A 22,154-nucleotide genomic window follows, 5' to 3' on the forward strand; every position below is an offset into this window, starting at 1 on the left:
TGTACGTCGTACGGGATAAATGCGCGCACTGACGAGAGGGCTCCGCCCATGCAGATCACCAGCACCGCCGTCTCCCTGACCGTCGAGGACGTCACCGCCTCCGCCGCCTTCCTCCAGCGGCACTTCGGCTACCAGGAGCAGATGTCCGCCGACGGCTTCGTCTCCCTCGGCCACCCGGACGGCGGGGTGAACGTCGTCTACCTGCGGCGCGGACTGGAGGTCCTGCCCGAGGAGCAGCGGCACCGGACCGCGGACGGGGTGGCCCTGGCGTTCGTCGTCGAGGACATCGCCGCGCAGGAGCGGCGGCTGCGCGGCGAGGGCGTCGAGATCACCCTGCCGCTGCGCGAGGAGCCGTGGGGCGAGAAGTTGTTCCAGGTCACCGACCCGAACGGGGTGCCGATCGAGCTGGTCGAATGGGTGAAGCAGTGATCACGGCCGCGATCACGGCGAGCCGGTGGGCCCGGCGGCGAACGGGCCGGTGAACGCCGCGCAGCAGTGACCGGGCCGAAGCGGTGACCGCGGAAGGCGCGACCGCGCCGCAGGCGGCGCCCCCCACGCAACGGCGCCCCCGTCCGGCCCTCGGACGGGGGCGCCGACGCGTCGGGCTTCCGGTCGGTCAGTCCACCGTCCAGGTGTCGTTGCCCGCCAGCAGCGTCGCCAGGTCGCCGGGCCCCCGGTGGGCTGCGGCGGTGGCCAGCTGGTCCGCCATCAGCTCGTCGTAGACCGGCCGCGCGACGTCCCGCAGCACGCCGATCGGCGTGTGGTGCAGGGTGTCCGCGTCGGCGATCCGGGAGAGCGCGAAGGCGGTGGCGGGGCTCGCCGCGTGGGCGTCGTGCACCAGCAGCGCCGCCTCGTTGTCCGGCGTGACCGCGGCGGTGAAGAGTTCGCCGTCCGGCGCCCGGAAGACGCCGTTGGCCGCGTCCGCGCCGAAGCGGATCGGCCGGCCGTGCTCCAGCCGGATCAGCGCCTCGTCCCGGGTGCCGGGCTCCTTCAGCACCTCGAAGGCGCCGTCGTTGAAGATGTTGCAGTTCTGGTAGATCTCCACCAGCGCCGTGCCCTCGTGCTCCGCCGCCGCCCGCAGCACCGACTGGAGGTGCTGGCGGTCGGAGTCGATGGTGCGCGCCACGAAGGTGGCCTCCGCGCCCAGGGCCAGCGACAGCGGGTTGAACGGCGCGTCCAGCGAGCCCATCGGCGTGGACTTGGTGATCTTGCCGACCTCGCTGGTGGGCGAGTACTGGCCCTTGGTCAGGCCGTAGATCCGGTTGTTGAAGAGCAGGATCTTCAGGTTGACGTTCCGCCGCAGGGCGTGGATCAGGTGGTTGCCGCCGATCGACAGCGCGTCGCCGTCACCGGTGACCACCCAGACCGACAGGTCCCGCCGGGCGGAGGCCAGCCCGGTCGCGATCGCCGGCGCCCGGCCGTGGATCGAGTGCACCCCGTAGGTGTTCATGTAGTACGGGAAGCGGGAGGAGCAGCCGATGCCGGAGACGAACACGGTGTTCTCGCGCTTGATCCCGAGCTCCGGCATGAAGGACTGCACCGCCGCCAGGATGGCGTAGTCCCCGCAGCCGGGGCACCAGCGCACCTCCTGGTCGGTCTTGAAGTCCCGGGCGCTCTGCGGCGCTTCGGCCTTGGGCACCAGCTTCAGGGACGGGAAGCCGTTCTCGCTCATCGGTGGTCCTCCTCGTCCAGGGTGCCGATCGCCGCCCACAGCACGTCGGCCAACTGAGCCGCCTTGAACGGCAGTCCGCGCACCTGGTTGTAGGACTCGGCGTCCACCAGGTACTTCGCCCGCAGCAGCAGCGCGAGCTGCCCGAGGTTCATCTCCGGCACGATGACCTTCTCGTAACTGCGCAGCACCGCACCGAGGTTGGCGGGGAAGGGGTTGAGGTTGCGCAGGTGCGCCTGGGCGATCTCGCCGCCGTCCGCGCGCACCCGGCGCACCGCCGCGGTGATCGGGCCGTAGGTCGAACCCCAGCCCAGGACCAGGACCCGGGCGTCGCCGGTCGGGTCGTCGACCTCCACCGGCTTGACCGTGATGCCGTCGACCTTGGCCTGCCGGGTGCGGACCATGAAGTCGTGGTTGGCCGGGTCGTAGGAGATGTTGCCGGTGCCGTCCTGCTTCTCGATGCCGCCGATCCGGTGCTCCAGACCGGCCGTGCCGGGCACCGCCCAGGGCCGGGCCAGGGTGTGCGGGTCGCGCAGGTACGGCCAGAAGGCGCCGTCCTCGCGGTTCGGGCCGGTGGCGAACTGCGGGTCGATCTCGGGCAGTTCGTCGACGGCGGGGATCCGCCAGGGTTCGGAGCCGTTGGCCAGGTAGCCGTCGGAGAGCAGGAAGACCGGGGTCCGGTAGGTCACCGCGATGCGGGCCGCCTCCAGCGCCGCCTCGAAGCACTCGGCGGGCGTGGCCGGGGCGACGATCGGCACCGGCGCCTCGCCGTTGCGGCCGAACATGGCCTGCAGCAGGTCGGCCTGCTCGGTCTTGGTCGGCAGTCCGGTGGACGGGCCGCCGCGCTGGATGTCCACGATCAGCAACGGCAGTTCGAGCGAGACGGCCAGCCCGATGGTCTCCGACTTCAGCGCGACGCCGGGCCCCGAGGTGGTGGTCACGCCGAGCGCCCCGCCGAAGGCGGCACCGAGGGCCGCGCCGATGCCGGCGATCTCGTCCTCCGCCTGGAAGGTGCGCACGCCGAAGTTCTTGTGCTTGGACAGCTCGTGCAGGATGTCCGAGGCCGGGGTGATCGGGTACGAGCCCAGGTAGAGCGGCAGCCCGGAGCGCTGCGCGGCGGCGATCAGCCCGTAGGAGAGGGCGAGGTTGCCGGAGATGTTGCGGTAGCGCCCGGCGGGGAGCTTGGCCGGTGGCACCTCGTAGGAGACCGCGAAGGACTCGGTGGTCTCACCGAAGTTCCAGCCCGCCCGGAACGCGGCGATGTTGGCCTCGGCGATCTCCGGCTTCTTGGCGAACTTGCTGCGCAGGAAGGTCTCGGTGCCGTGGGTGGGCCGGTGGTACATCCAGGACAGCAGGCCGAGGGCGAACATGTTCTTCGCCCGCTCGGCGTCCTTGCGGGCCAGCCCGCTGTCCTTGAGCGCCTCCAGGGTCAGCGTGGTGAGCGGCACCTTGTGCAGGTGGAAGCCGTCCAGCGAGCCGTCGCCGAGCGGATCCGCCGCGTAGCCGACCTTCGCCAGTGCGCGCTTGGTGAACTCGTCGGTGTTGACGATGATCTCCGCGCCGCGCGGCAGGTCCGGCAGGTTCGCCTTGAGGGCCGCCGGGTTCATCGCCACCAGCACGTTCGGGGCGTCGCCCGGGGTGAGGATGTCGTGGTCGGCGAAGTGCAGTTGGAAGGACGAGACGCCGGGCAGCGTGCCGGCGGGGGCCCGGATCTCGGCCGGAAAGTTCGGCAGCGTGGAGAGGTCGTTGCCGAAACTCGCCGTCTCCGAGGTGAACCGGTCCCCGGTGAGCTGCATGCCGTCACCCGAGTCGCCCGCGAAACGGATGATCACCCGGTCGAGTCTGCGAATGGGTTTGGCGCGCCTCGCCGGCGGGCCACCCGGGGCGTGCGGACCGTCGGGCCCGTTCGCGCCGGGGCGTCCGCCACCGTCGCCGGTACGAGCCTCGTCGCCGCCCGATCCGTCCACTGCCTCTGACTGATCGACCTGACTGGTCACTGCCGCGGACCTCCTCGTGGGCACACCACCGCGGGCGCGGCCCTGTGCCCCGTCCGCCTGGTGCACCGCTCGCATCTTATGCATGCGGCCTCGAGCGCGACCGGAACTTCGGCAGGAAGTTGCAGCCTCCCGCGCGCCCGTGCCGCTCTTCGGACAACACTCGGCCGCCGGAGATCCTTCCGCGCTCCGGCGGCCGCGTCGGACGGAGCAGGAGGCCCCGGGCCGGGCAGGCGCTAAGGGTCCGTCTTCAAACCCCCGTCGTCCGCCCGAAGGGCGGGCGGGGCGGCGTTGGGGTGCGTGCATCGCAAGGCGGAGGATGGGGGCACCTCTTGGCCGGAGGCTGGGGGAGAGTCCATGCGGTGGGGGCACCTCCCGGCCGGAGGCTGGGGGCCATCGGCGACCGACGACAACGCGGCGAGGCGCGTGCCCTGGGGGCACCTCCCGGCCGAAGGCCGGGGGAGCGTCGGCCCGCAGGCGGGGGTTTGAAGACGGGCCCTAGGAGTTCAGGTAGGTCAGCACCGCGAGCACGCGGCGGTGGTCCTCCGGGCTCTGGGCCAGGCCCAGCTTGAGGAAGATGTTGCTGACGTGCTTCTCCACGGCCCCGTCGGAGACCACCAGCTGCCTGGCCACCGCCGCGTTGGTGCGGCCCTCCGCCATCAGGCCCAGCACCTCGCGCTCGCGCGGAGTGAGATTGGCCAGAACGTCGCCCTTGCGGCTGCGGCTGAGCAGCTGCTGCACCACCTCCGGGTCCAGCGCGGTACCGCCCTCGGCGACCCGGACCACCGCGTCGGCGAACTCGCGCACCTCGGCGACCCGGTCCTTGAGCAGGTACCCGACGCCCCGGGTGGATCCGGCGAGCAGTTCGGAGGCGTACCGCTCCTCCACGAACTGCGACAGCACCAGGACCCCCAGCTGCGGGTAGTGGCCGCGCAGCTCCACGCAGGCGCGCAGGCCCTCGTCGGTGTGGGTGGGGGGCATCCGCACGTCGGAGACCACCACGTCCGGCAGGGCGTCGGCCGCCGCCAGTCCGTGCACGGTCCTGACCAGCGCCTCTCCGTCGCCGACGCCCGCCACGACCTCCAGGCCCCGGTCGGTGAGCAGCCGGGTCAGGCCCTCCCGCAGCAGTACGGAGTCCTCGGCGATGACGACGCGACGCATGGTGGCCTTCCGGGCAGGCGTGAGCTGACGGGAGTCAGTCTCCCCCATCGGCGCACCCCGCCGGGGAGCGAGGGCCGGATCGCCCGCCCGCTCCCGGGCCCGTTCACATCGTGCGGATCGCCACCGCGTCGCAGAGCCCCTCCAGGGCCGCCTTGGCCGCGCAGTCCGGCAGCGGGGCGAGCAGCGCCCGGGCCTCCTCGGCGTGCCGCAGCGTCTCCCGGCGGGCGTGCTCCAGCGCGGGGTGGCGGCGCAGCAGGCGCAGCGCCTCGGCGTGCAGCTCGTCGTCGGAGAGGGCCTGGGTGAGCAGCTCGCGCAGCCGGACGTCGTCCGGGTCGGCCGGGTCGGCGGGCATCCGCTCGAGGAGCAGCGTCGGCAGGGTGGGCACGCCCTCGCGCAGGTCGGTGCCGGGGGTCTTGCCGGACTCGTCGCCGTCGCTGGCGATGTCGAGCACGTCGTCGGCCAGCTGGAAGGCGATGCCGATCCGCTCGCCGAACTCGCCGAGGGTGTCCACCATCCAGGGTTCGGCGCCGGCCATCTGCGCTCCTATCCGGCAGGCGACGGCGATCAGCGATCCGGTCTTGCCCTCCAGCACGTCCAGGTAGTGCAGCAGCGGGTCGGCCTCGGGGCCGGGGCCGCGGGTCTCCAGGATCTGGCCGGTGACCAGCCGCTCGAAGGCCTCGGCCTGCATCCGCACCGCCTCCGGGCCGAGGTCGGCCAGGACCTGGGAGGCGCGGGAGAAGAGGAAGTCGCCGGTGAGGATGGCGACCGAGTTGTCCCAGCGGGAGTTGGCGCTCTCGGCGCCGCGGCGCACCGGGGCCTCGTCCATGACGTCGTCGTGGTAGAGCGTGGCCAGGTGGGTCAGCTCGACGACCACCGCGGCGGGCACCACACCGGGCGCGCCCGGGTCGCCGAACTGGGCGGCCAGCAGGAGGAGCAGCGGGCGGAAGCGCTTGCCGCCGGCCTCCAGGAGGTGACTGGCGGTGACGGTGATGAAGGGGACGTCGCTCTTGACGGCCTCGCCGAGGGCCGCCTCCACCGCGTCCAGTCCGGCCTGGACGTCCCGGGTCAGGTCGCGGTCCTGCACGCTGAGCCCGAAGGGTTCCACGACGGTCACGAAGACCACTCCTCTGTCCCTGGTCGATCTAGCGGCCTGGTCCCTGAGTGCCGCCGCTGGCCATACAGGCAGGGTATCCGGTCGTGAGTGGATCACTGCACGGGCGTGCGGATCCTGTCATGATCGGGCCGGAAGCCCTGGTCAGGACGGCTGTCCGGGCCTTGCGGCGGTGGGGGCGAATTCGTCCGGAAATAAAGGGCTGGAGACCGGCCCGGACTTCCGGACCGATCTCCAGCCAACCGACCGGTGACGGTCAGTACGCAAACAGCGAGGCCTTGGACGCGAGGTCCAGGAAGTACTGCGGCAGCAGCCCGAGGCCCAGCGTCACCAGCACCCCCACGCCGATCGCGGTCGCCGTGAAGGCGCTCGGGATGGCCACCGTCGGACCGCCCGGCTTGGGGTCGGAGAAGAACATCAGCACGATCACCCGGATGTAGAAGAACGCGGCCACCGCCGAGCTCAGCACACCGACGACCACCAGCGGGGTCGCCCCGCCGGCCGCCGCCGCCTGGAACACCGCGAACTTCCCGGTGAAGCCGGAGGTCAGCGGGATCCCGGCGAAGGCCAGCAGGAACAGCGCGAACACCGCCGCCACCAGCGGCGAGCGCCGCCCCAGCCCGGCCCAGCTGGACAGGTGGGTCGCCTCGCCCTTGGAGTCGCGCACCAGGGTGACCACGGCGAAGGCACCGAGGGTCACGAAGGAGTACGCCGCCAGGTAGAACAGCACCGAGGACAGGCCCTGCTTGTTGACGGCGATCACGCCGGTCAGGATGAACCCGGCGTGGGCGATCGAGGAGTACGCCAGCATCCGCTTGACGTCCTGCTGGGTGACCGCCAGCACCGCCCCCACCACCATGGTGAGGATCGCGACCCCCCACAGCACCGGCCGCCAGTCCAGCCGCAGGCCCGGGAAGGCCACGTAGAACAGCCGCAGGAACGCCCCGAAGGCCGCGACCTTGGTGGCCGCCGCCATGAAGCCGGTCACCGGCGTCGGCGCGCCCTGGTAGACGTCCGGGGTCCAGGAGTGGAAGGGCACCGCGCCGACCTTGAACAGCAGGCCGACCGCCAGCATCGCCAGGCCCGTCAGCAGCAGCGCGTCGCTCTGGGTGGTGCTCAGCTGCGCCGGGGTGGTCATCGCCTTGCCGGAGATGACGTCCGCGATGTCGCCGAGCTTCACGCTGCCCGCGTAGCCGTACAGCAGCGCGGTGCCGAACAGGAAGAAGGCCGAGGCGAAGGCGCCGAGCAGGAAGTACTTGACCGCCGCCTCCTGGGAGAGCAGCCGGCGGCGGCGGGCCAGGGCGCACAGCAGGTAGAGCGGCAGGGAGAAGACCTCCAGCGCCACGAACATCGTCAGCAGGTCGTTGGCGGCGGGGAAGAGCAGCATCCCGCCGACGGCGAACATGGTGAGCGGGAAGACCTCGCTGGTGGTGAAGCCGGCCCGGATCGCGGAGCGCTCCTGCTCGCCGCCGGGCGTGGCGGCGGCCTGGGCGGCGAAGGCGTCGGCGGGCAGGCCGCCGGCCTTCGGCTCCAGCTTGCGCTCGGCGTAGGTGAGCACCGCGACCACGGCGACCAGCAGGATCACGCCCTGCAGGAACAGCGCCGGACCGTCCAGGGCGACCGACTCCATGGCCAGCAGGTCGATCCGGGGCGCGCCGTGGCCCTGGGCGGCCAGCACCACCACGGCGACGAACGCACCGACCAGGGCGACCAGGGCGAGCGAGACCTGGGTCCAGTGCCGCAGCCGCCGGGGGACGAAGGCCTCGACCAGGATGCCGGCCACGGCGGCGCCGAACACCACCAGCATCGGGGAGAGTTGGCCGTACTCGATGTGCGGCGCCGGGATGCCGGGGGTGTTGCCGGCGGCGGCGAGCACTGCGGTGGCACTCACTTCTGCTCACCTCCTGAGGTGGCGGCGACCGGGTGGGCCGGCGCCGGGTCGGTCTGGTGGACCTGCGAGAGCGTCGCGTTCACCGAGGGGTTGACCAGGTCGGTGAGCGGCTTGGGGTAGACGCCCAGCAGGATGGTCAGCGCCACCAGCGGTGCCACCACGGCGAGTTCGCGGGCCTTGAGGTCGGGCATGGTCCGCACCCCGTCCTTCACCGGGCCGGTCATGGTGCGCTGGTACAGCAGCAGGGCGTACAGCGCGGCCAGCACGATGCCGAAGGTGGCGATCACGCCGATCGCCGGGTAGCGGGTGAAGGTGCCCACCAGCACCAGGAACTCGCTGACGAACGGGGCCAGCCCCGGCAGCGACAGGGTGGCCAGGCTGCCGATCAGGAACGTCCCGGCGAGCACCGGGGCGATCTTCTGCACGCCGCCGTAGTCGGCGATCAGCCGGGAGCCGCGGCGGGAGATCAGGAAGCCGGCCACCAGCAGCCACGCGGCGGTGGAGAGGCCGTGGTTAACCATGTAGAGGGTCGCACCGCTCTGGCCCTGGCTGGTCAGGGCGAAGATGCCCATGATGATGAAGCCGAAGTGCGAGATCGAGGCGTACGCGATCAGCCGCTTGATGTCCTTCTGGCCGACCGCCAGCAGTGCGCCGTAGACGATCCCGACCAGCGAGAGGACCACGATCAGCGGGGCGAAGGTCTTCGAGGCGTCCGGGAACAGCCCCAGGCAGAACCGCAGCATCGCGAAGGTGCCGACCTTGTCCACCACGGCGGTGATCAGCACGGCCGTGCCGGCGGTGGCCTCGCCCATCGCGTTCGGCAGCCAGGTGTGCAGCGGCCACAGCGGGGCCTTCACCGCGAACGCGAAGAAGAAGCCGAGGAACAGCGCCTTCTCGGCGGTGCCGGTCAGCTGCAGCCTGCCCTCGGCGACCGCCCGGGTGAGCGTCGGCAGATCGAAGGTGCCGAACCCCTGGTCCTGCGCGATCACGTACAGGCCGATCACCGCGGCCAGCATCACCAGGCCGCCGAGCAGGTTGTACAGCAGGAACTTGACGGCCGCGTAGGAGCGCTGGCGCGCCGACTCGGGGCCGCCGGCCCGGTCGCCGAAGCCGCCGATCAGGAAGTACATCGGGATCAGCATGGCTTCGAAGAACACGTAGAACAGGAAGACGTCGGTGGCGTAGAAGGAGACGATCACCATCGCCTCCACCGCCAGGATCAGGGCGAAGAAGCCCTGGGTCCTGCGGCGCCCCTCGAAGGTGTCCCGCTCGGCCGTGCCGTCGGGGGCCGCCTGGTCGGGGTCGGCGTCGTGCCAGGAGGCCAGCATCACCACCGGCACCAGGACGGCGGTCAGCAGGGCGAGGACGGCGCCGATGCCGTCCACGCCGAGCGAGAAGCCGATCCCGAACGAGCGGATCCAGCTGTACGACTCGGTCAGCTGGAAGCGGGCCCCGTGCGGGTCGAACCGGGTCGCCACCAGGGCGGCCAGCGCCAGGGTGACGGCGGAGATGCCCAGGGCGACGGCCTTGGTGGTCCTGCGCCGGGCCTCGGTCGATCCGGCCGGCAGGGCGGCGGTCAGCACCGCGCCGGCCGCCGGGACGGCACAGGTGACGGTCAGCAGGGCGCTCACGGCCGGACCTCCCCACGCGTTTCAGGGCGAGTCACTGTCATCACATGGACCTCATCAGGAGAGTCGAGGCGACCAGCACCAGCGTGCCGCCGAACATGGAGAGCGCGTACGAGCGGACGAAACCGGTCTGGACCCGCCGCAGCCTGCTGGACAGTCCCCCGATGACGGCGGCCAGGCCGTTGACGAAGCCGTCCAGGCCACGGCTGTCGAAGTAGACCAGCGTGGCGGCGAGCGCCGAGCCCGGCCGCACCAGCACGGCGTGGTTGAAGTCGTCCTGCAGCAGGTCCCGGCGCGCTGCCCGGGTGAGCGGGGAGCCGACCGGCGGGACCACGGGGACGGGCGAGCGCCCGTACATCAGGTACGCCAGGCCGACGCCGGCCAGCATGCAGGCGGTGGCCAGACCGGTGACGGTCCACGCGGTGAGCGGCGAGTTGCCCTCGCTGTGCCCGGTGACCGGCTCCAGCCACTTCAGGAAGGAGTCGTTGACGTCGAAGAGCGCGCCCGCGAACACCGAGCCCACGGCCAGCAGGATCATCGGGATCGTCATGGTCTTCGGCGACTCGTGCGGGTGCGGGAGGCCGCCCTTGTCGTCCGCCTGCCAGCGCTTCTCGCCGAAGAAGGTCAGCAGCATCACCCGGGTCATGTAGAACGCGGTGACCGCCGCGCCGACCAGCGTGCACAGGCCGAGGATCCAGCCCTCGGTGCCGCCCTTGGCGAAGGCCGCCTCGATGATCCGGTCCTTGGAGAAGAAGCCGGACAGACCGGGGAAGCCGATGATCGCCAGGTAGCCGAGGCCGAAGGTGACGAAGGTGACCGGCATGTACCGCCGCAGGCCGCCGTAGTGGCGCATGTTCACCTCGTCGTTCATGCCGTGCATGACCGAGCCGGCGCCGAGGAACAGTCCGGCCTTGAAGAAGCCGTGGGTCACCAGGTGCATGATGGCGAAGGCGTAGCCGATCGGACCGAGCCCGGCCGCCAGCACCATGTAGCCGATCTGCGACATGGTCGAGCCGGCCAGCGCCTTCTTGATGTCGTCCTTGGCGCAACCGACGATCGCACCGAACAGCAGCGTGACCGCGCCGACCACCACCACGGCGGTCCGCGCGTCCGGCGCCAGGTCGAAGATCGCCGAGGAGCGGGTGATCAGGTAGACGCCCGCGGTCACCATGGTGGCCGCGTGGATCAGGGCCGAGACCGGGGTCGGGCCCTCCATCGCGTCCCCGAGCCAGGACTGCAGCGGCACCTGGGCCGACTTGCCGCAGGCCGCCAGCAGCAGCATCAGGCCGATCGCGGTCAGCTTGCCCTCGCTCGCCTGCTGCACCCCGCCGAACACCGGGTCGAAGGCGAAGGAGCCGAACTCGGCGAACATCAGCATGATCGCGATCGACAGGCCCATGTCGCCGACCCGGTTGACGATGAAGGCCTTCTTCGCCGCCGTCGCCGCGCTCGGCTTGTGCTGCCAGAAGCCGATCAGCAGGTACGAGGCCAGGCCCACGCCCTCCCAGCCGAAGTACAGCAGCAGGTAGTTGTCGGCCAGCACCAGCAGCAGCATGGCGGCGAGGAACAGGTTCAGGTACGCGAAGAAGCGGCGCCGGCGCTCGTCGTGCGCCATGTAGCCCACCGAGTACAGGTGGATCAGGGTGCCGACGCCGGTGATCAGCAGGACGAAGGTCATCGACAACTGGTCGAGCCGGAAGGAGATGTCGGCCTGGAAGGCGTTCACCGGGACCCAGCTGAACAGGTGCTCGGTCACCGCCCGGTGTTCGGCGCTCCGGCCGAGCATGTCCGAGAACAGTGCCAGGCCGAAGCCGAACGAGAGCGCGGCGAGCGCGGTGGCCAGCCAGTGGCCGAACCGGTCCAGAGCCCGGCCGCCGAGCAGCAGCAGGGCGGCGCCGGCCAGTGGAGCCGCCACCAGCAGCGGAATGAGAGAGTTCACCGAAGGCCCTCCGCCTACAGCTTCATCAGATTGCTGTCGTCGACCGAAGCGGAGTGCCTGGTCCGGAAGATGGAGACGATGATGGCGAGGCCGACCACGACCTCGGCCGCCGCGACCACCATCGTGAAGAACGCGATGATCTGGCCGTCCAGGGTCCCGTGCAGCCGGGAGAACGTCACCAGCGCGAGGTTCGAGGCGTTCAGCATCAGCTCGACGCACATGAACAGCACGATCGCGTTGCGCCGGATCAGCACCCCTGCCGCGCCGATGGTGAACAGCAGGGCCGACAGGTACAGGTAGTTGACCGGGTTCACTGCTCGCCCTCCTCTTCGCCCCCGCCGGCCTCCGTGCCGTCGGCGGGCCCGGCGCCGTGATCGGCTCCGGTGCCGTTGACGGCCTTGGTGCCGTTGGCGGTCCTCGTTCCGTTGGCGGCCTTGGTGCCGTTGCCGCCCTGGGTGCCGTTGGCGGTCCGGGTGCCGTTGCCGGTCCTGGTGCCGGCGTTGGCGCCCGCGGGCTCCAGCGACCTGCGCGGGCCGGTCACCGCCGGCCGCTCCGAGGACGGCCGGCCCAGCCAGTCGGAGGTGGTGTTCTCCAGCTCCGCCATCCGCTTCAGCATGTCCTGGCTGACGTCCCGGACCTGCCCGCGCTCGCGCAGCGTCGACATCACCGAGTCCTCGGCGACGGTGCCGTCCGGCAGCAGCGCCGGCACGTCCACCGCGTTGTGCCGGGCGTACACGCCGGGGGCCGGCCGCGGCGGCAGCTGGATGTTGTCCCTGACCCGCTGCTCCGCCAGTTCGCGCTGGGTCTTCGGAGCCTTCACGTGCTCCCGGTGGGTCAGCACCATCGCGCCGATCGCCGCGGTGATCAACAGCGCGCCGGTGACCTCGAAGGCCCAGACGTAGCGGGTGAAGATCAGCCGGGCCAGACCCGGCACGTTGCCCTCGGCGTTCGCCTCGGCCAGGCCGGTGAAGTGGTTCAGCTTCGCGTCGGCGATCGCGGCGATCAGCAGCACGCCGAAGCCCAGCCCGCAGAGCACCGCGGCGACCCGCTGCCCCTTCAGGTGCTCCTTCAGCGAGTCCTCGCTGGTCACGCCGACCAGCATCACCACGAACAGGAACAGCATCATGATCGCGCCGGTGTACACCACGATCTGCACCACGCCCAGGAACACCGCGCCCTGGGCCATGTAACAGACCGCCAGCGCCAGCATGGTGGCCGCCAGGCAGAGCGCGCTGTGCACGGCCTTGCGCATCAGCAGCATGCCGATCGCTCCGCCGACCGCGATCACCGCGAGCACCCAGAACTGGACGGCCTCGCCGGTGGAGGTCGTCCCGGTCGCGGCCGCGAGATGCGTCATCACTGCTGCACCTCCTTCTCCCGGCCGGTGCGCTCCTGCTGGACCGTCCCGGGCGCCGCCGCGGTGACCTCGCCCCGGTAGTACGCGCCCTCGTCGGCGCCCGGGAAGATCGCGTGCGGGGTGTCGACCATGCCCTCGGACAGGCCGACCAGCAGCTGCTCCTTGGTGAAGATCAGGTCCCGGCGGGAGGAGTCGGCCAGTTCGTACTCGTTGGTCATGGTCAGCGCGCGGGTCGGGCAGGCCTCGATGCACAGCCCGCACAGGATGCAACGGGCGTAGTTGATCTGGTACACCGCGCCGTAGCGCTCACCGGGCGAGTAGCGCTCCTCGTCCCGGTTGTCCGCGCCCTCCACGTAGATCGCGTCGGCCGGGCAGGCCCACGCGCACAGCTCGCAGCCGACGCACTTCTCCAGCCCGTCCGGGTGCCGGTTCAGCTGGTGGCGGCCGTGGAAGCGCGGAGCGGTGGGCTTCTTCTGCTCCGGGTACTGCTCGGTGAGCCGCTTCCTGAACATGGCCTTGAAGGTCACGCCGAAGCCTGCGGCCGGGCCCAGGACGGACGGCCGTTCGGCCCGCTCGTCCCTGCCCGTCTGGTCGGACGACATCGCGGATCAGCTCCCTTCGGAATGGTCGGCCCCGTTGAGGGCGTCCTGCAGTTGCTTCGGGGTGCGCCTGGGCCTGCGCGGCACCGGCGGGAGCTCCTGGCCGGGCAGCGGCGGCACCGGGTACCCGCCCGCCATCGGATCGAACCCGCCCTTCGGCGCGGCCGTCTCCTCGGACGTCCCGGCGCCCTGCGGCGGCTTCCTCAGGAAGTCCCGCGCCAGCGCCAGCAGCAGGATCGCGCCGACCGGCGCGCCCACGTAGAGCACCACCTGGCCGAAGCCGTAGCCCTCGTTGCGCAGCGCCCGCACGCTCGCGATCAGCACCAGCCAGACCAGTGAGACCGGGATCAGCACCTTCCAGCCCAGCTTCATGAACTGGTCGTAGCGGAACCGGGGCAGCGTGCCGCGCAGCCAGATGAAGAAGAACACCAGCAGCTGGATCTTCAACGTGATCCACAGCATCGGCCACCAGCCGTGGTTGGCGCCCTCCCAGAACGTCGACACCGGCCAGGGGGCCCGCCAGCCGCCCAGGAACAGGGTCGAGGCCACCGCCGAGACGGTCACCATGTTGATGTACTCGGCCAGCATGAACATCGCGAACTTCAGCGAGGAGTACTCGGTGTTGAAGCCGCCGACCAGCTCGCCCTCGGCCTCCGGCAGGTCGAACGGCGCCCGGTTGGTCTCACCGACCATCGCGATCACGTAGACGATGAACGAGACCGGCAGCAGCGCCGCGAACCAGGTCGACTGCTGGTGCGCCACGATCTCGGATGTCGACATCGAACCCGAGTAGATGAACACCGCCGCGAAGGACAGGCCCATCGCGATCTCGTAGCTGATCATCTGCGCGGACGAGCGCAGCCCGCCGAGCAGCGGGTACGTCGAGCCGGACGACCAGCCGGCCAGCACGATCCCGTAGATGCCGACCGAGGCCGTCGCCAGGATGTACAGCAGCGCCACCGGGAAGTCGGTCAGCTGCAGCGGCGTGCGGGTGCCGAAGACCGACACCTCGTTGCCGGCCGGGCCGAACGGGATCACCGCGAAGGCCATGAACGCGGGGATGGCGCAGACGATCGGGGCCAGGATGTAGACCACCTTGTCCGAGCCCTTGACCACCAGGTCTTCCTTCAGCGCCAGCTTCACGCCGTCCGCCAGCGACTGCAGCAGGCCCCACGGACCGTGCCGGTTCGGCCCGATGCGCAACTGCATCCAGGCCACCACCTTGCGCTCCCAGACGATCGTGATCAGCACCGTCACGACCAGGAACGCGAAGCAGAACACCGCCTTCAGCAGCACCAGCCACCACGGGTCCTGCCCGAAGAAGTGGAGCGTCTCGTACGGCTGCGGAGTCATCGGACCTCCCCTTCCCGGCCGGCCCGGCCCGCATCCTCGACGGCGGCCGGCTCGGACGCGGCCGCGGCGATCGTGACCAGGTGGCCGACGGTGGTGCCGAGCGTGCGGTGGGCTCCGCCCGGGGTGGAGTTGAGCGGGATCCAGACCGTGCGGTCCGGGAGCGAGTCGGTGACCTCCAGCGGCAGGATCACCGAGCCGGCCGGGCCGGTCACCCGCAGCGCGGCCGCCGTCTCGGCCTCGATCTCCTTCGCGGTGGCCGTCGAGATCCGGGCCACCGCCCGGTGCCGGGTGCCCGCCAGGTGCGGATCGCCCTCCTGCAGCACCCCGTTGTCCAGCAGCTGGCGCCAACCCGCCAGCACCGCCTGGCCGGTCGCCGGGCGCGGCAGCACGCCCGGGTGCGCCGCCGGGTCGGCCGCGCGGTCACCCCGCCAGGGCCCGAAGCGGTCGAGCTCCAGCCGGGCCGCCCGGACGTCCGGCAGCCCCAACCGGTGGCCCAGCGCGTCCGCCAGCATGGTCAGCACGCGCAGGTCGGACTGGAGGTGACGGCCCATCTGCTGGTCGGGCTTGAGCGCGGCCTCGAACATCCGCACCCGGCCCTCCCAGTCCAGGAAGGTGCCCGCCTTCTCCGCCACGGCCGCCACCGGCAGCACCACGTCGGCCCGGGCCGTCACCGCGGACGGCCGCAGCTCCAGCGACACGACGAACGGCACCGCCGCGAGCGCCTCGTCGGCCAGCGCCGGGTCCGGCAGGTCGTCCGGGTCCACCCCGCCGACCAGCAGCGCGTCCAGGTCGCCCTGGGCGGCCGCGGTCAGGATCTGCCCGGTGTCCCGGCCGGGCCGGGAGGGCAGCTCCGCCACCCCCCAGACCGCGGCCGCCTCCGCCCGGGCCGCCGGCGCGGCCACCGGACGGCCGCCGGGCAGCAGGCCCGGCAGTGCGCCGGCCTCCACCGCACCGCGCTCACCGGCCCGGCGCGGCACCCAGGCCAGTTCGGCCCCGGTCGCGTGCGCCAGCCGCAGCAGCGCCGTCAGCGCGCCCGGCACGGCGGCCAGCCGCTCGCCCGCGAGGACCACCGCGCCGGGGCGGCGCAGCAGTTCGGCCGCCTGCCCGGCCTCGTCGTCCAGCGGCTCGTCCGCCGCGAGCGCCGCGAGCCACTCCGGCTCGGTGCCGGGAGCGGCCGGCAGCAGCACGCCGCGCAGCTTGGCCAGGCCCCGGGAGGCGAAGGCCGCCACCGAGTACACCTTCGGTCCGCGGGCGCGTGCGGCCTTGCGCAGCCGCAGGAAGACGATCGGCGACTCCTCCTCCGGTTCGAGGCCCACCAGCAGCACGGCCGGGGCCTGCTCCAGCCGCTCGTACGTGACGCCGTCGCCGGACAGGTCCACCCCCCGCCCGGCGACCGCGGCGGCCAGGAAGTCCGCCTCCTCGCCGCTGTGCGGACGGGCCCGGAAGTCCACGTCGTTGGTGCCCAGCACCACCCGGGCGAACTTGGCGTAGGCGTACGCGTCCTCGACCGTCACCCGGCCGCCGGCCAGCACCCCGGTGCGGGCCCCGCGCAGCCCTTCGGCCGCCCGGGCCAGCGCCTCCGGCCAGGAGGCGGGCACCAGTTCGCCGTCCACCCGCACCAGCGGGGTGGTCAGCCGGTCCCGCTGCTGGGCGTAGCGGAAGGCGAACCGCCCCTTGTCGCAGTTCCACTCCTCGTTGACCGCCGGGTCGTTCCCGGCCAGCCGGCGGAGCACCTTGCCGCGCCGGTGGTCGGTGCGCTGGGCGCAGCCCGACGAGCAGTGCTCGCACACGCTCGGCGAGGAGACCAGGTCGAAGGGGCGCGAGCGGAAACGATAAGCCGCCGAGGTCAGCGCGCCCACCGGGCAGATCTGGATGGTGTTCCCGGAGAAGTACGACTCGAAGTCGTCCCCCTCCCCGGTACCGACCTGCTGCAGCGCGCCGCGCTCCACCAGGTCGATGAACGGGTCCCCGGCGATCTGCTGGGAGAAGCGGGTGCAGCGGGCGCACAGCACGCAGCGTTCCCGGTCCAGCAGCACCTGGCTGCTGATCGGCACCGGCTTCTCGTAGGTGCGCTTCATGCCCTCGAAGCGGGAGTCCGCGTCGCCGGTGGACATCGCCTGGTTCTGCAGCGGGCACTCGCCGCCCTTGTCGCAGACCGGGCAGTCCAGCGGGTGGTTGATCAACAGCAGCTCCATCACGCCGCGCTGGGCCTTCTCGGCCACCGGCGAGCTGAGCTGGGTGCGCACCACCATGCCCTCGGCGACCGGGATGGTGCAGGAGGCGACGGGTTTGCGCTGGCCCTCGATCTCGACGATGCACTGCCGGCAGGCGCCGGCCGGGTCCAGCAGCGGATGGTCGCAGAAGCGCGGGATCTGGGTGCCGATCGTCTCGGCGGCCCGGATCACGAGGGTGCCCTTGGGCACCTGCACTTCGACGCCGTCGATGGTGAGCGTGACCAGTTCGACCGCGGGCTTCTGTCCCGTGGAGGCGGTTGGCTCTGTGATCGTCACGCGTGCACCTCCCTCTCGGTGGCGGACTGGTGGCCGGGGCGGGGGCCGTCGGCCCAGACGGTGGAGGCGGCCGGGTCGAACGGGCAGCGGCGCTCGGCCAGGTGCTGCTCGTACTCGGCGCGGAAGTGCTGGAGCGAGGAGACGATCGGGCTTGCCGCGCCGTCGCCCAGCGCGCAGAAGGACTTGCCGTTGATGTTGTCGGCGATGTCGAGGAGCTTCTCCAGGTCCCCGTCGACGCCCTCGCCCGCCTCGATCCGCTTGAGCAACTGGACCAGCCAGTAGGTGCCCTCGCGGCAGGGGGTGCACTTGCCGCAGGACTCGTGGGCGTAGAACTCCGTCCAGCGGGTGACCGCCCGCACCACGCAGGTGGTCTCGTCGAAGACCTGCAGCGCCTTGGTGCCGAGCATCGAGCCGGCCGCGCCGACGCCCTCGTAGTCCAGCGGGACGTCGAGGTGCTCGTCGGTGAACATCGGGGTGGAGGAACCGCCCGGCGTCCAGAACTTCAGCCGGTGACCGGAGCGGATGCCGCCGCTGAGGTCCAGCAGTTGGCGCAGGGTGACCCCGAGCGGGGCCTCGTACTGGCCGGGGTTGGTGACGTGGCCGGAGAGCGAGTAGAGCGTGAAGCCGGGGGACTTCTCGGTGCCCAGGCTCCTGAACCACTCCTTGCCCCGGGCCAGGATCGGCGGCACCGAGGCGATCGACTCGACGTTGTTGACCACCGTCGGGCAGGCGTACAGGCCGGCGATCGCCGGGAACGGCGGCCGCAGCCTGGGCTGGCCGCGCCGACCCTCCAGCGAGTCCAGCAGCGCCGTCTCCTCGCCGCAGATGTACGCGCCGGCGCCGGCGTGCACGGTGATGTCGAGGTCCACGCCGGAGCCGAGGATGTTCCGGCCCAGCAGTCCGGCCTCGTACGCCTCGGCGACGGCCGCGTGCAGCCGGCGCAGCACCGGGACGACCTCACCGCGCAGGTAGACGAAGGCGTGGTCGCAGCGGATCGCGTAGGAGGCGATGATCATGCCCTCGATCAGCGCGTGCGGGTTCGCGAACAGCAGCGGGATGTCCTTGCAGGTGCCCGGCTCCGACTCGTCCGCGTTCACCACCAGGTAGTGCGGCTTGCCGTCGTTCTGCGGGATGAACTGCCACTTCATCCCGGTGGGGAAGCCGGCGCCGCCACGGCCGCGCAGCCCGGCGTCCTTCACCAGGGCGATCACGTCGTCCGGGGGCATGGCCAGGGCGGCCTTGAGACCCTCGTAGCCCTGGTGGCGCCGGTAGGTGGCGAGCGTCCAGGGGCGGCTGTCGTCCCAGGAGGCGGACAGGACGGGGGTGAGCAGCTTCTCGGCCGGCTCTGCGGAGGTCATCACGCTTCGGTCCCTTCCTGTCCGGGCTCCTCGTGGCGCGGGGAGACGACCTTGGTGCCGCCGGTGCCGGGCAGCGCCTCGCCCCGGGAGAGCCGCAGGCCGGCCAGCGAGGGGGCACCCCCGGCGCCGGACTCGTCGTTGGCGCCGGGGCGCTCGTCGGGGAAGCCGGCCAGGATCCGGGCGGTCTCCTTGAAACCGCACAGCCGGGCGCCCCGGGTGGGCCGCACCTCGCGGCCGGCCCGCAGGTCGTCGACCAGCTTCTTGGCGCTGGCCGGCGTCTGGTCGTCGAAGAACTCCCAGTTGACCATCACCACGGGGGCGTAGTCGCAGGCGGCGTTGCACTCGATGTGTTCGATCGAGACGGAGCCGTCCTCCGTGGTCTCGTTGTTCCCGATCCCCAGGTGCTCCTGGAGCTCCGCGAAGATCTGGTCGCCGCCGAGCACCGCGCACAGGGTGTTGGTGCAGACCCCGACGTGGTACTTCCCGGCCGGGCGCCGCCGGTACATGGTGTAGAAGGTGGCGACGGCGGTGACCTCCGCGGTGGTGAGGTCCAACTGCTCGGCGCAGAACCGGATCCCGGTCGGGCTGACGAAGCCCTCCTCGGCCTGCACCAGGTGCAGCAGCGGCAGCAGTGCCGAGCGGGACTGCGGGTAGCGGCCGATCAGCTCGGCGGCGTCGGCCGCCAGCCGGGCCCGCACCTCCTCCGGGTACGGCGGGGCCGGCAGCGCCGGCAGTCCGAGTTCGACGTTGGTCACCGGTCCACGCCTCCCATCACCGGGTCGATCCCGGCCACCGCGACGATCACGTCGGCCACCTGGCCGCCCTCGCACATCGCCGCCATCGTCTGCAGATTGGTGAACGACGGATCCCGGAAGTGGACCCGGTACGGGCGCGTCCCGCCGTCGCTGACCACGTGCACGCCCAGCTCGCCCTTGGACGACTCGACCGCCGCGTACGCCTGGCCGACCGGGACCCGGAAGCCCTCGGTGACCAGCTTGAAGTGGTGGATCAGGGCCTCCATCGAGGTGCCCATGATCTTGCGGATGTGGTCGAGCGAGTTGCCCATTCCGTCGGGGCCGACGGCCAGTTGGGCGGGCCAGGCGATCTTCTTGTCGCCCACCATGACCGGGCCCGGGCGCAGCCGGTCCAGGCACTGCTCGACGATCCGCAGCGACTGCCTCATCTCCGCCAGGCGGATCAGGAAGCGGCCGTAGGAGTCGGCGCTGTCCGCGGTGGCCACCTCGAACTCGTAGTCCTGGTAGCCGCAGTACGGGTCGGTCTTGCGCAGGTCGTGCGGCAGGCCGGTGGCGCGCAGGACCGGGCCGGTGGCGCCGAGGGCCAGGCAGCCGGCCAGGTCCAGGTGGCCGACGTCGACCAGCCGGGCCTTGAACACCGGGTTGTCGGTGGCGAGCTTGTCGTACTCGTGCATCCGGGAGCGGAAGACCTTGACCGCCTCGCGGATCTGGTCGACGGCGCCGGGCGGCAGGTCCTGGGCGAGGCCGCCGGGGCGCACGTACGCGTGGTTCATGCGCAGGCCGGTGACCAGCTCGAAGACGTCCAGGAACAGCTCGCGGTCCCGGAAGCCGTAGGTCATCAGGGTGGTGGAGCCGATCTCCATGCCGCCGGTGGCCAGGCAGACCAGGTGCGAGGAGATCCGGTTCAGCTCCATCATCATCACGCGGATGACGTTGGCCCGCTCCGGGATGTCGCCGGTGATGCCGAGCAGCTTCTCGACGGCCAGGCAGTAGGCGGTCTCGTTGAACAGCGGGGTCAGGTAGTCCATGCGGGTCACGAAGGTGGTGCCCTGGACCCAGCTGCGGAACTCCATGTTCTTCTCGATGCCGGTGTGGAGGTAGCCGATGCCGCAGCGGGCCTCCTTCACCGTCTCGCCGTCGATCTCCAGGATCAGCCGGAGCACGCCGTGGGTGGACGGGTGCTGGGGGCCCATGTTGACGATGATGCGTTCGTCGTCGGCCCGGCCGACCGCTTCGACCACCTCGCCCCAGTCGCCGCCGGTGACGGTGAAGACCCGGCCTTCGGTGGTCTCGCGGGCCTGTGCCTCCTCGGTCTCGCCGGGAGTCTGTTCGTAGTGCCGGGTGCTCATCAGCTGTACGACCTCCGCTGGTCGGGCGCCGGGATCTGGGCGCCCTTGTACTCGACGGGGATGCCGCCGAGCGGGTAGTCCTTGCGCTGCGGGTGGCCCAGCCAGTCGTCGGGCATCATGATCCGGGTGAGCGCCGGGTGCCCCTCGAAGACCAGGCCGAAGAAGTCGTAGGTCTCCCGCTCGTGCCAGTCGTTGGTGGGGTAGACGCTCACCACGGAGGGGATCCGCGGGTCCGCGTCCGGGGCGGTGACCTCCAGCCGGATCAGCCGGCCGTGGGTGATCGAGCGCAGGTGGTAGACCGCGTGCAGCTCGCGGCCCTTGTCGCCCGGGTAGTGCACCCCGCTGACACCGAGGCACAGTTCGAAGCGCAGCGCCGGGTCGTCGCGCAGGGTGCGGACGGTCCTCAGCAGGTGGTCGCGGTCGATGTGGAAGGTGAGTTCGCCGCGGTCGACCACGGTCTTCTCGATCACCTCGGCCGGGTCGAGGCCCTGTTCCTCCAGGGCGCCCTCCAGCTCGTCGGCGACCTCGTCGAACCAACCGCCGTACGGGCGTTCGCTGGGGCCGGGCAGGGCGATCGGGGCGGTCAGGCCGCCGAAGCCGGAGGTGTCGCCGCTGTCGTGGCTGCCGAACATGCCCTGGCGGCGGCCGACCACCTCGACCGGGATCTCACGGACCGGCTGCTCCGGGATCGGCTGGGCGGCGGCTGACTGCTCGGGGGCCGGCTGGGCCGCGGCCGGCTGGGCGGGGGTCGGCTGGGCCGCGGCCGGCGGGGCGGGGGCCGGCTGGGCCGCGGCCGGCGGGGCGGCGGCCGGCTGCTCAGGGGCCGGCTGCTCGGGGCGGGTCTCGGGTGCCTGGTCGTTCATCGCAGCTGCCCCCGCATCTCGCTGATCGGGGTGGCCTTCAGCGCGAGGGCCTCGCCGAGTTCCTCGGCACGCCGCCTGTTCACGCCCAGCGGCTCGTGCCGGATCTTGTCGTGCAGCTTCAGGATGGCGTCCATCAGCATCTCCGGGCGGGGCGGGCAGCCGGGCAGGTAGATGTCCACCGGGACGATGTGGTCGACGCCCTGGACGATCGCGTAGTTGTTGAACATCCCGCCGGAGGAGGCGCAGACGCCCATCGAGATGACCCACTTGGGGTTGGCCATCTGGTCGTACACCTGGCGCAGCACCGGGGCCATCTTCTGGCTCACCCGACCCGCGACGATCATCAGATCGGCCTGCCGGGGGGAGCCCCGGAAGACCTCCATGCCGAACCGGGCCAGGTCGTAGCGGCTGGCTCCGGTGGTCATCATCTCGATCGCGCAGCAGGCCAGACCGAAGGTGGCCGGGAAGAGTGACGACTTGCGCACCCAGCCGGCGGCCGTCTCCACGGTCGTGAGCAGAAAGCCGCTCGGCAGCTTCTCCTCGATTCCCATCAGATCCCTCTCAATGCCCTCAAGTGCTCTGGTACGTCGGCCGGTTCCGGCTTGTCCGCCCGTTCA

At 71.5% G+C, this 22,154-nt stretch carries 18 protein-coding genes; 1 reads left to right on the top strand and 17 read right to left on the bottom strand.

Annotation, left to right across the window (positions count from 1 at the left end; genetic code table 11):
• Positions 1-48: 48 nt before the first annotated feature.
• A complete protein-coding gene (locus tag ACGF07_RS14145) occupies positions 49-429 on the top strand; it encodes a VOC family protein (protein WP_392898431.1) in 381 nt (126 codons plus the stop codon).
• 187 nt (positions 430-616) lie between these two features.
• On the opposite strand, the gene ACGF07_RS14150 is transcribed toward ACGF07_RS14145, so the two are convergent.
• From ACGF07_RS14150 to ACGF07_RS14230, 17 genes are all read right to left on the bottom strand, one after another.
• A complete protein-coding gene (locus tag ACGF07_RS14150) occupies positions 617-1,672 on the bottom strand; it encodes a 2-oxoacid:ferredoxin oxidoreductase subunit beta (RefSeq protein WP_392898433.1) in 1,056 nt (351 codons plus the stop codon).
• Positions 1,669-3,636, bottom strand: coding sequence for a 2-oxoacid:acceptor oxidoreductase subunit alpha (locus ACGF07_RS14155; protein ID WP_392898603.1), 1,968 nt, complete (start codon positions 3,634-3,636; stop codon positions 1,669-1,671). The genes ACGF07_RS14150 and ACGF07_RS14155 overlap by 4 nt, the downstream gene beginning before the upstream one ends.
• Before the next feature lie 525 nt (positions 3,637-4,161).
• The gene (locus ACGF07_RS14160) at positions 4,162-4,824 is read right to left on the bottom strand and encodes a response regulator transcription factor (RefSeq protein WP_350740201.1); all 663 of its coding nucleotides are present in this window, start codon (positions 4,822-4,824) and stop codon (positions 4,162-4,164) included.
• A 103-nt stretch (positions 4,825-4,927) separates the two neighbouring features.
• Positions 4,928-5,938, bottom strand: coding sequence for a polyprenyl synthetase family protein (locus ACGF07_RS14165; protein ID WP_392898436.1), 1,011 nt, complete (start codon positions 5,936-5,938; stop codon positions 4,928-4,930).
• A 253-nt stretch (positions 5,939-6,191) separates the two neighbouring features.
• Positions 6,192-7,826, bottom strand: a complete 1,635-nt coding sequence (gene nuoN, locus ACGF07_RS14170; protein WP_350740207.1) for an NADH-quinone oxidoreductase subunit NuoN — start codon at positions 7,824-7,826, stop codon at positions 6,192-6,194.
• On the bottom strand, positions 7,823-9,457 hold the full coding sequence (locus ACGF07_RS14175; RefSeq protein WP_392898439.1) for an NADH-quinone oxidoreductase subunit M: 1,635 nt from the start codon (positions 9,455-9,457) through the stop codon (positions 7,823-7,825). The genes nuoN and ACGF07_RS14175 overlap by 4 nt, the downstream gene beginning before the upstream one ends.
• A 40-nt stretch (positions 9,458-9,497) precedes the next feature.
• A complete protein-coding gene (gene nuoL / locus ACGF07_RS14180; protein ID WP_392898441.1) occupies positions 9,498-11,393 on the bottom strand; it encodes an NADH-quinone oxidoreductase subunit L in 1,896 nt (631 codons plus the stop codon).
• A 14-nt stretch (positions 11,394-11,407) separates the two neighbouring features.
• Complete coding sequence (gene nuoK, locus ACGF07_RS14185; RefSeq protein ID WP_195911268.1) at positions 11,408-11,707, bottom strand: NADH-quinone oxidoreductase subunit NuoK; 300 nt, start codon at positions 11,705-11,707, stop codon at positions 11,408-11,410.
• The gene (locus ACGF07_RS14190; protein WP_392898443.1) at positions 11,704-12,750 is read right to left on the bottom strand and encodes an NADH-quinone oxidoreductase subunit J; all 1,047 of its coding nucleotides are present in this window, start codon (positions 12,748-12,750) and stop codon (positions 11,704-11,706) included. Before ACGF07_RS14190 ends, nuoK begins: the two co-directional genes overlap by 4 nt.
• Positions 12,750-13,352, bottom strand: a complete 603-nt coding sequence (gene nuoI, locus ACGF07_RS14195; RefSeq protein WP_350740216.1) for an NADH-quinone oxidoreductase subunit NuoI — start codon at positions 13,350-13,352, stop codon at positions 12,750-12,752. The genes ACGF07_RS14190 and nuoI overlap by 1 nt, the downstream gene beginning before the upstream one ends.
• Positions 13,353-13,358: 6 nt before the next feature.
• The gene (gene nuoH / locus ACGF07_RS14200) at positions 13,359-14,702 is read right to left on the bottom strand and encodes an NADH-quinone oxidoreductase subunit NuoH (protein ID WP_350740219.1); all 1,344 of its coding nucleotides are present in this window, start codon (positions 14,700-14,702) and stop codon (positions 13,359-13,361) included.
• Positions 14,699-17,212 carry an NADH-quinone oxidoreductase subunit G gene (locus tag ACGF07_RS14205; RefSeq protein ID WP_350740221.1) on the bottom strand — a complete coding sequence of 838 codons (2,514 nt, stop codon included), beginning with the start codon at positions 17,210-17,212 and terminating at the stop codon, positions 14,699-14,701. The genes nuoH and ACGF07_RS14205 overlap by 4 nt, the downstream gene beginning before the upstream one ends.
• Positions 17,209-18,570: an NADH-quinone oxidoreductase subunit NuoF gene (gene nuoF / locus ACGF07_RS14210; RefSeq protein WP_350740224.1), complete on the bottom strand. Its 1,362-nt coding sequence runs from the start codon at positions 18,568-18,570 to the stop codon at positions 17,209-17,211. The genes ACGF07_RS14205 and nuoF overlap by 4 nt, the downstream gene beginning before the upstream one ends.
• A complete protein-coding gene (gene nuoE, locus ACGF07_RS14215; protein ID WP_350740227.1) occupies positions 18,570-19,325 on the bottom strand; it encodes an NADH-quinone oxidoreductase subunit NuoE in 756 nt (251 codons plus the stop codon). Before nuoE ends, nuoF begins: the two co-directional genes overlap by 1 nt.
• Positions 19,322-20,674, bottom strand: a complete 1,353-nt coding sequence (locus ACGF07_RS14220) for an NADH-quinone oxidoreductase subunit D (protein WP_350740230.1) — start codon at positions 20,672-20,674, stop codon at positions 19,322-19,324. The genes nuoE and ACGF07_RS14220 overlap by 4 nt, the downstream gene beginning before the upstream one ends.
• Entirely contained in the window at positions 20,674-21,537 is an 864-nt protein-coding gene (locus ACGF07_RS14225) for an NADH-quinone oxidoreductase subunit C (RefSeq protein ID WP_392898448.1), read from the bottom strand. Before ACGF07_RS14225 ends, ACGF07_RS14220 begins: the two co-directional genes overlap by 1 nt.
• Positions 21,534-22,088: an NADH-quinone oxidoreductase subunit B family protein gene (locus tag ACGF07_RS14230; RefSeq protein WP_350740236.1), complete on the bottom strand. Its 555-nt coding sequence runs from the start codon at positions 22,086-22,088 to the stop codon at positions 21,534-21,536. The genes ACGF07_RS14225 and ACGF07_RS14230 overlap by 4 nt, the downstream gene beginning before the upstream one ends.
• Positions 22,089-22,154: the final 66 nt, after the last annotated feature.

The sequence above is a fragment of the Kitasatospora sp. NPDC048194 genome (assembly GCF_043202455.1).
Taxonomy (GTDB): domain Bacteria; phylum Actinomycetota; class Actinomycetes; order Streptomycetales; family Streptomycetaceae; genus Kitasatospora.

Bases quoted from the DNA above. Each gene is read 5' to 3' on its own strand.
- ACGF07_RS14225 (WP_392898448.1), bottom strand. From the start codon at position 21,537: ATGAACGACCAGGCACCCGAGACCCGCCCCGAGCAGCCGGCCCCTGAG.
- ACGF07_RS14145 (WP_392898431.1), top strand. From the start codon at position 49: ATGCAGATCACCAGCACCGCCGTCTCCCTGACCGTCGAGGACGTCACC.
- ACGF07_RS14150 (WP_392898433.1), bottom strand. From the start codon at position 1,672: ATGAGCGAGAACGGCTTCCCGTCCCTGAAGCTGGTGCCCAAGGCCGAA.
- ACGF07_RS14190 (WP_392898443.1), bottom strand. From the start codon at position 12,750: ATGACGCATCTCGCGGCCGCGACCGGGACGACCTCCACCGGCGAGGCC.
- nuoF (WP_350740224.1), bottom strand. From the start codon at position 18,570: ATGACCTCCGCAGAGCCGGCCGAGAAGCTGCTCACCCCCGTCCTGTCC.
- ACGF07_RS14230 (WP_350740236.1), bottom strand. From the start codon at position 22,088: ATGGGAATCGAGGAGAAGCTGCCGAGCGGCTTTCTGCTCACGACCGTG.
- ACGF07_RS14220 (WP_350740230.1), bottom strand. From the start codon at position 20,674: ATGAGCACCCGGCACTACGAACAGACTCCCGGCGAGACCGAGGAGGCA.
- ACGF07_RS14160 (WP_350740201.1), bottom strand. From the start codon at position 4,824: ATGCGTCGCGTCGTCATCGCCGAGGACTCCGTACTGCTGCGGGAGGGC.
- nuoI (WP_350740216.1), bottom strand. From the start codon at position 13,352: ATGTCGTCCGACCAGACGGGCAGGGACGAGCGGGCCGAACGGCCGTCC.
- nuoH (WP_350740219.1), bottom strand. From the start codon at position 14,702: ATGACTCCGCAGCCGTACGAGACGCTCCACTTCTTCGGGCAGGACCCG.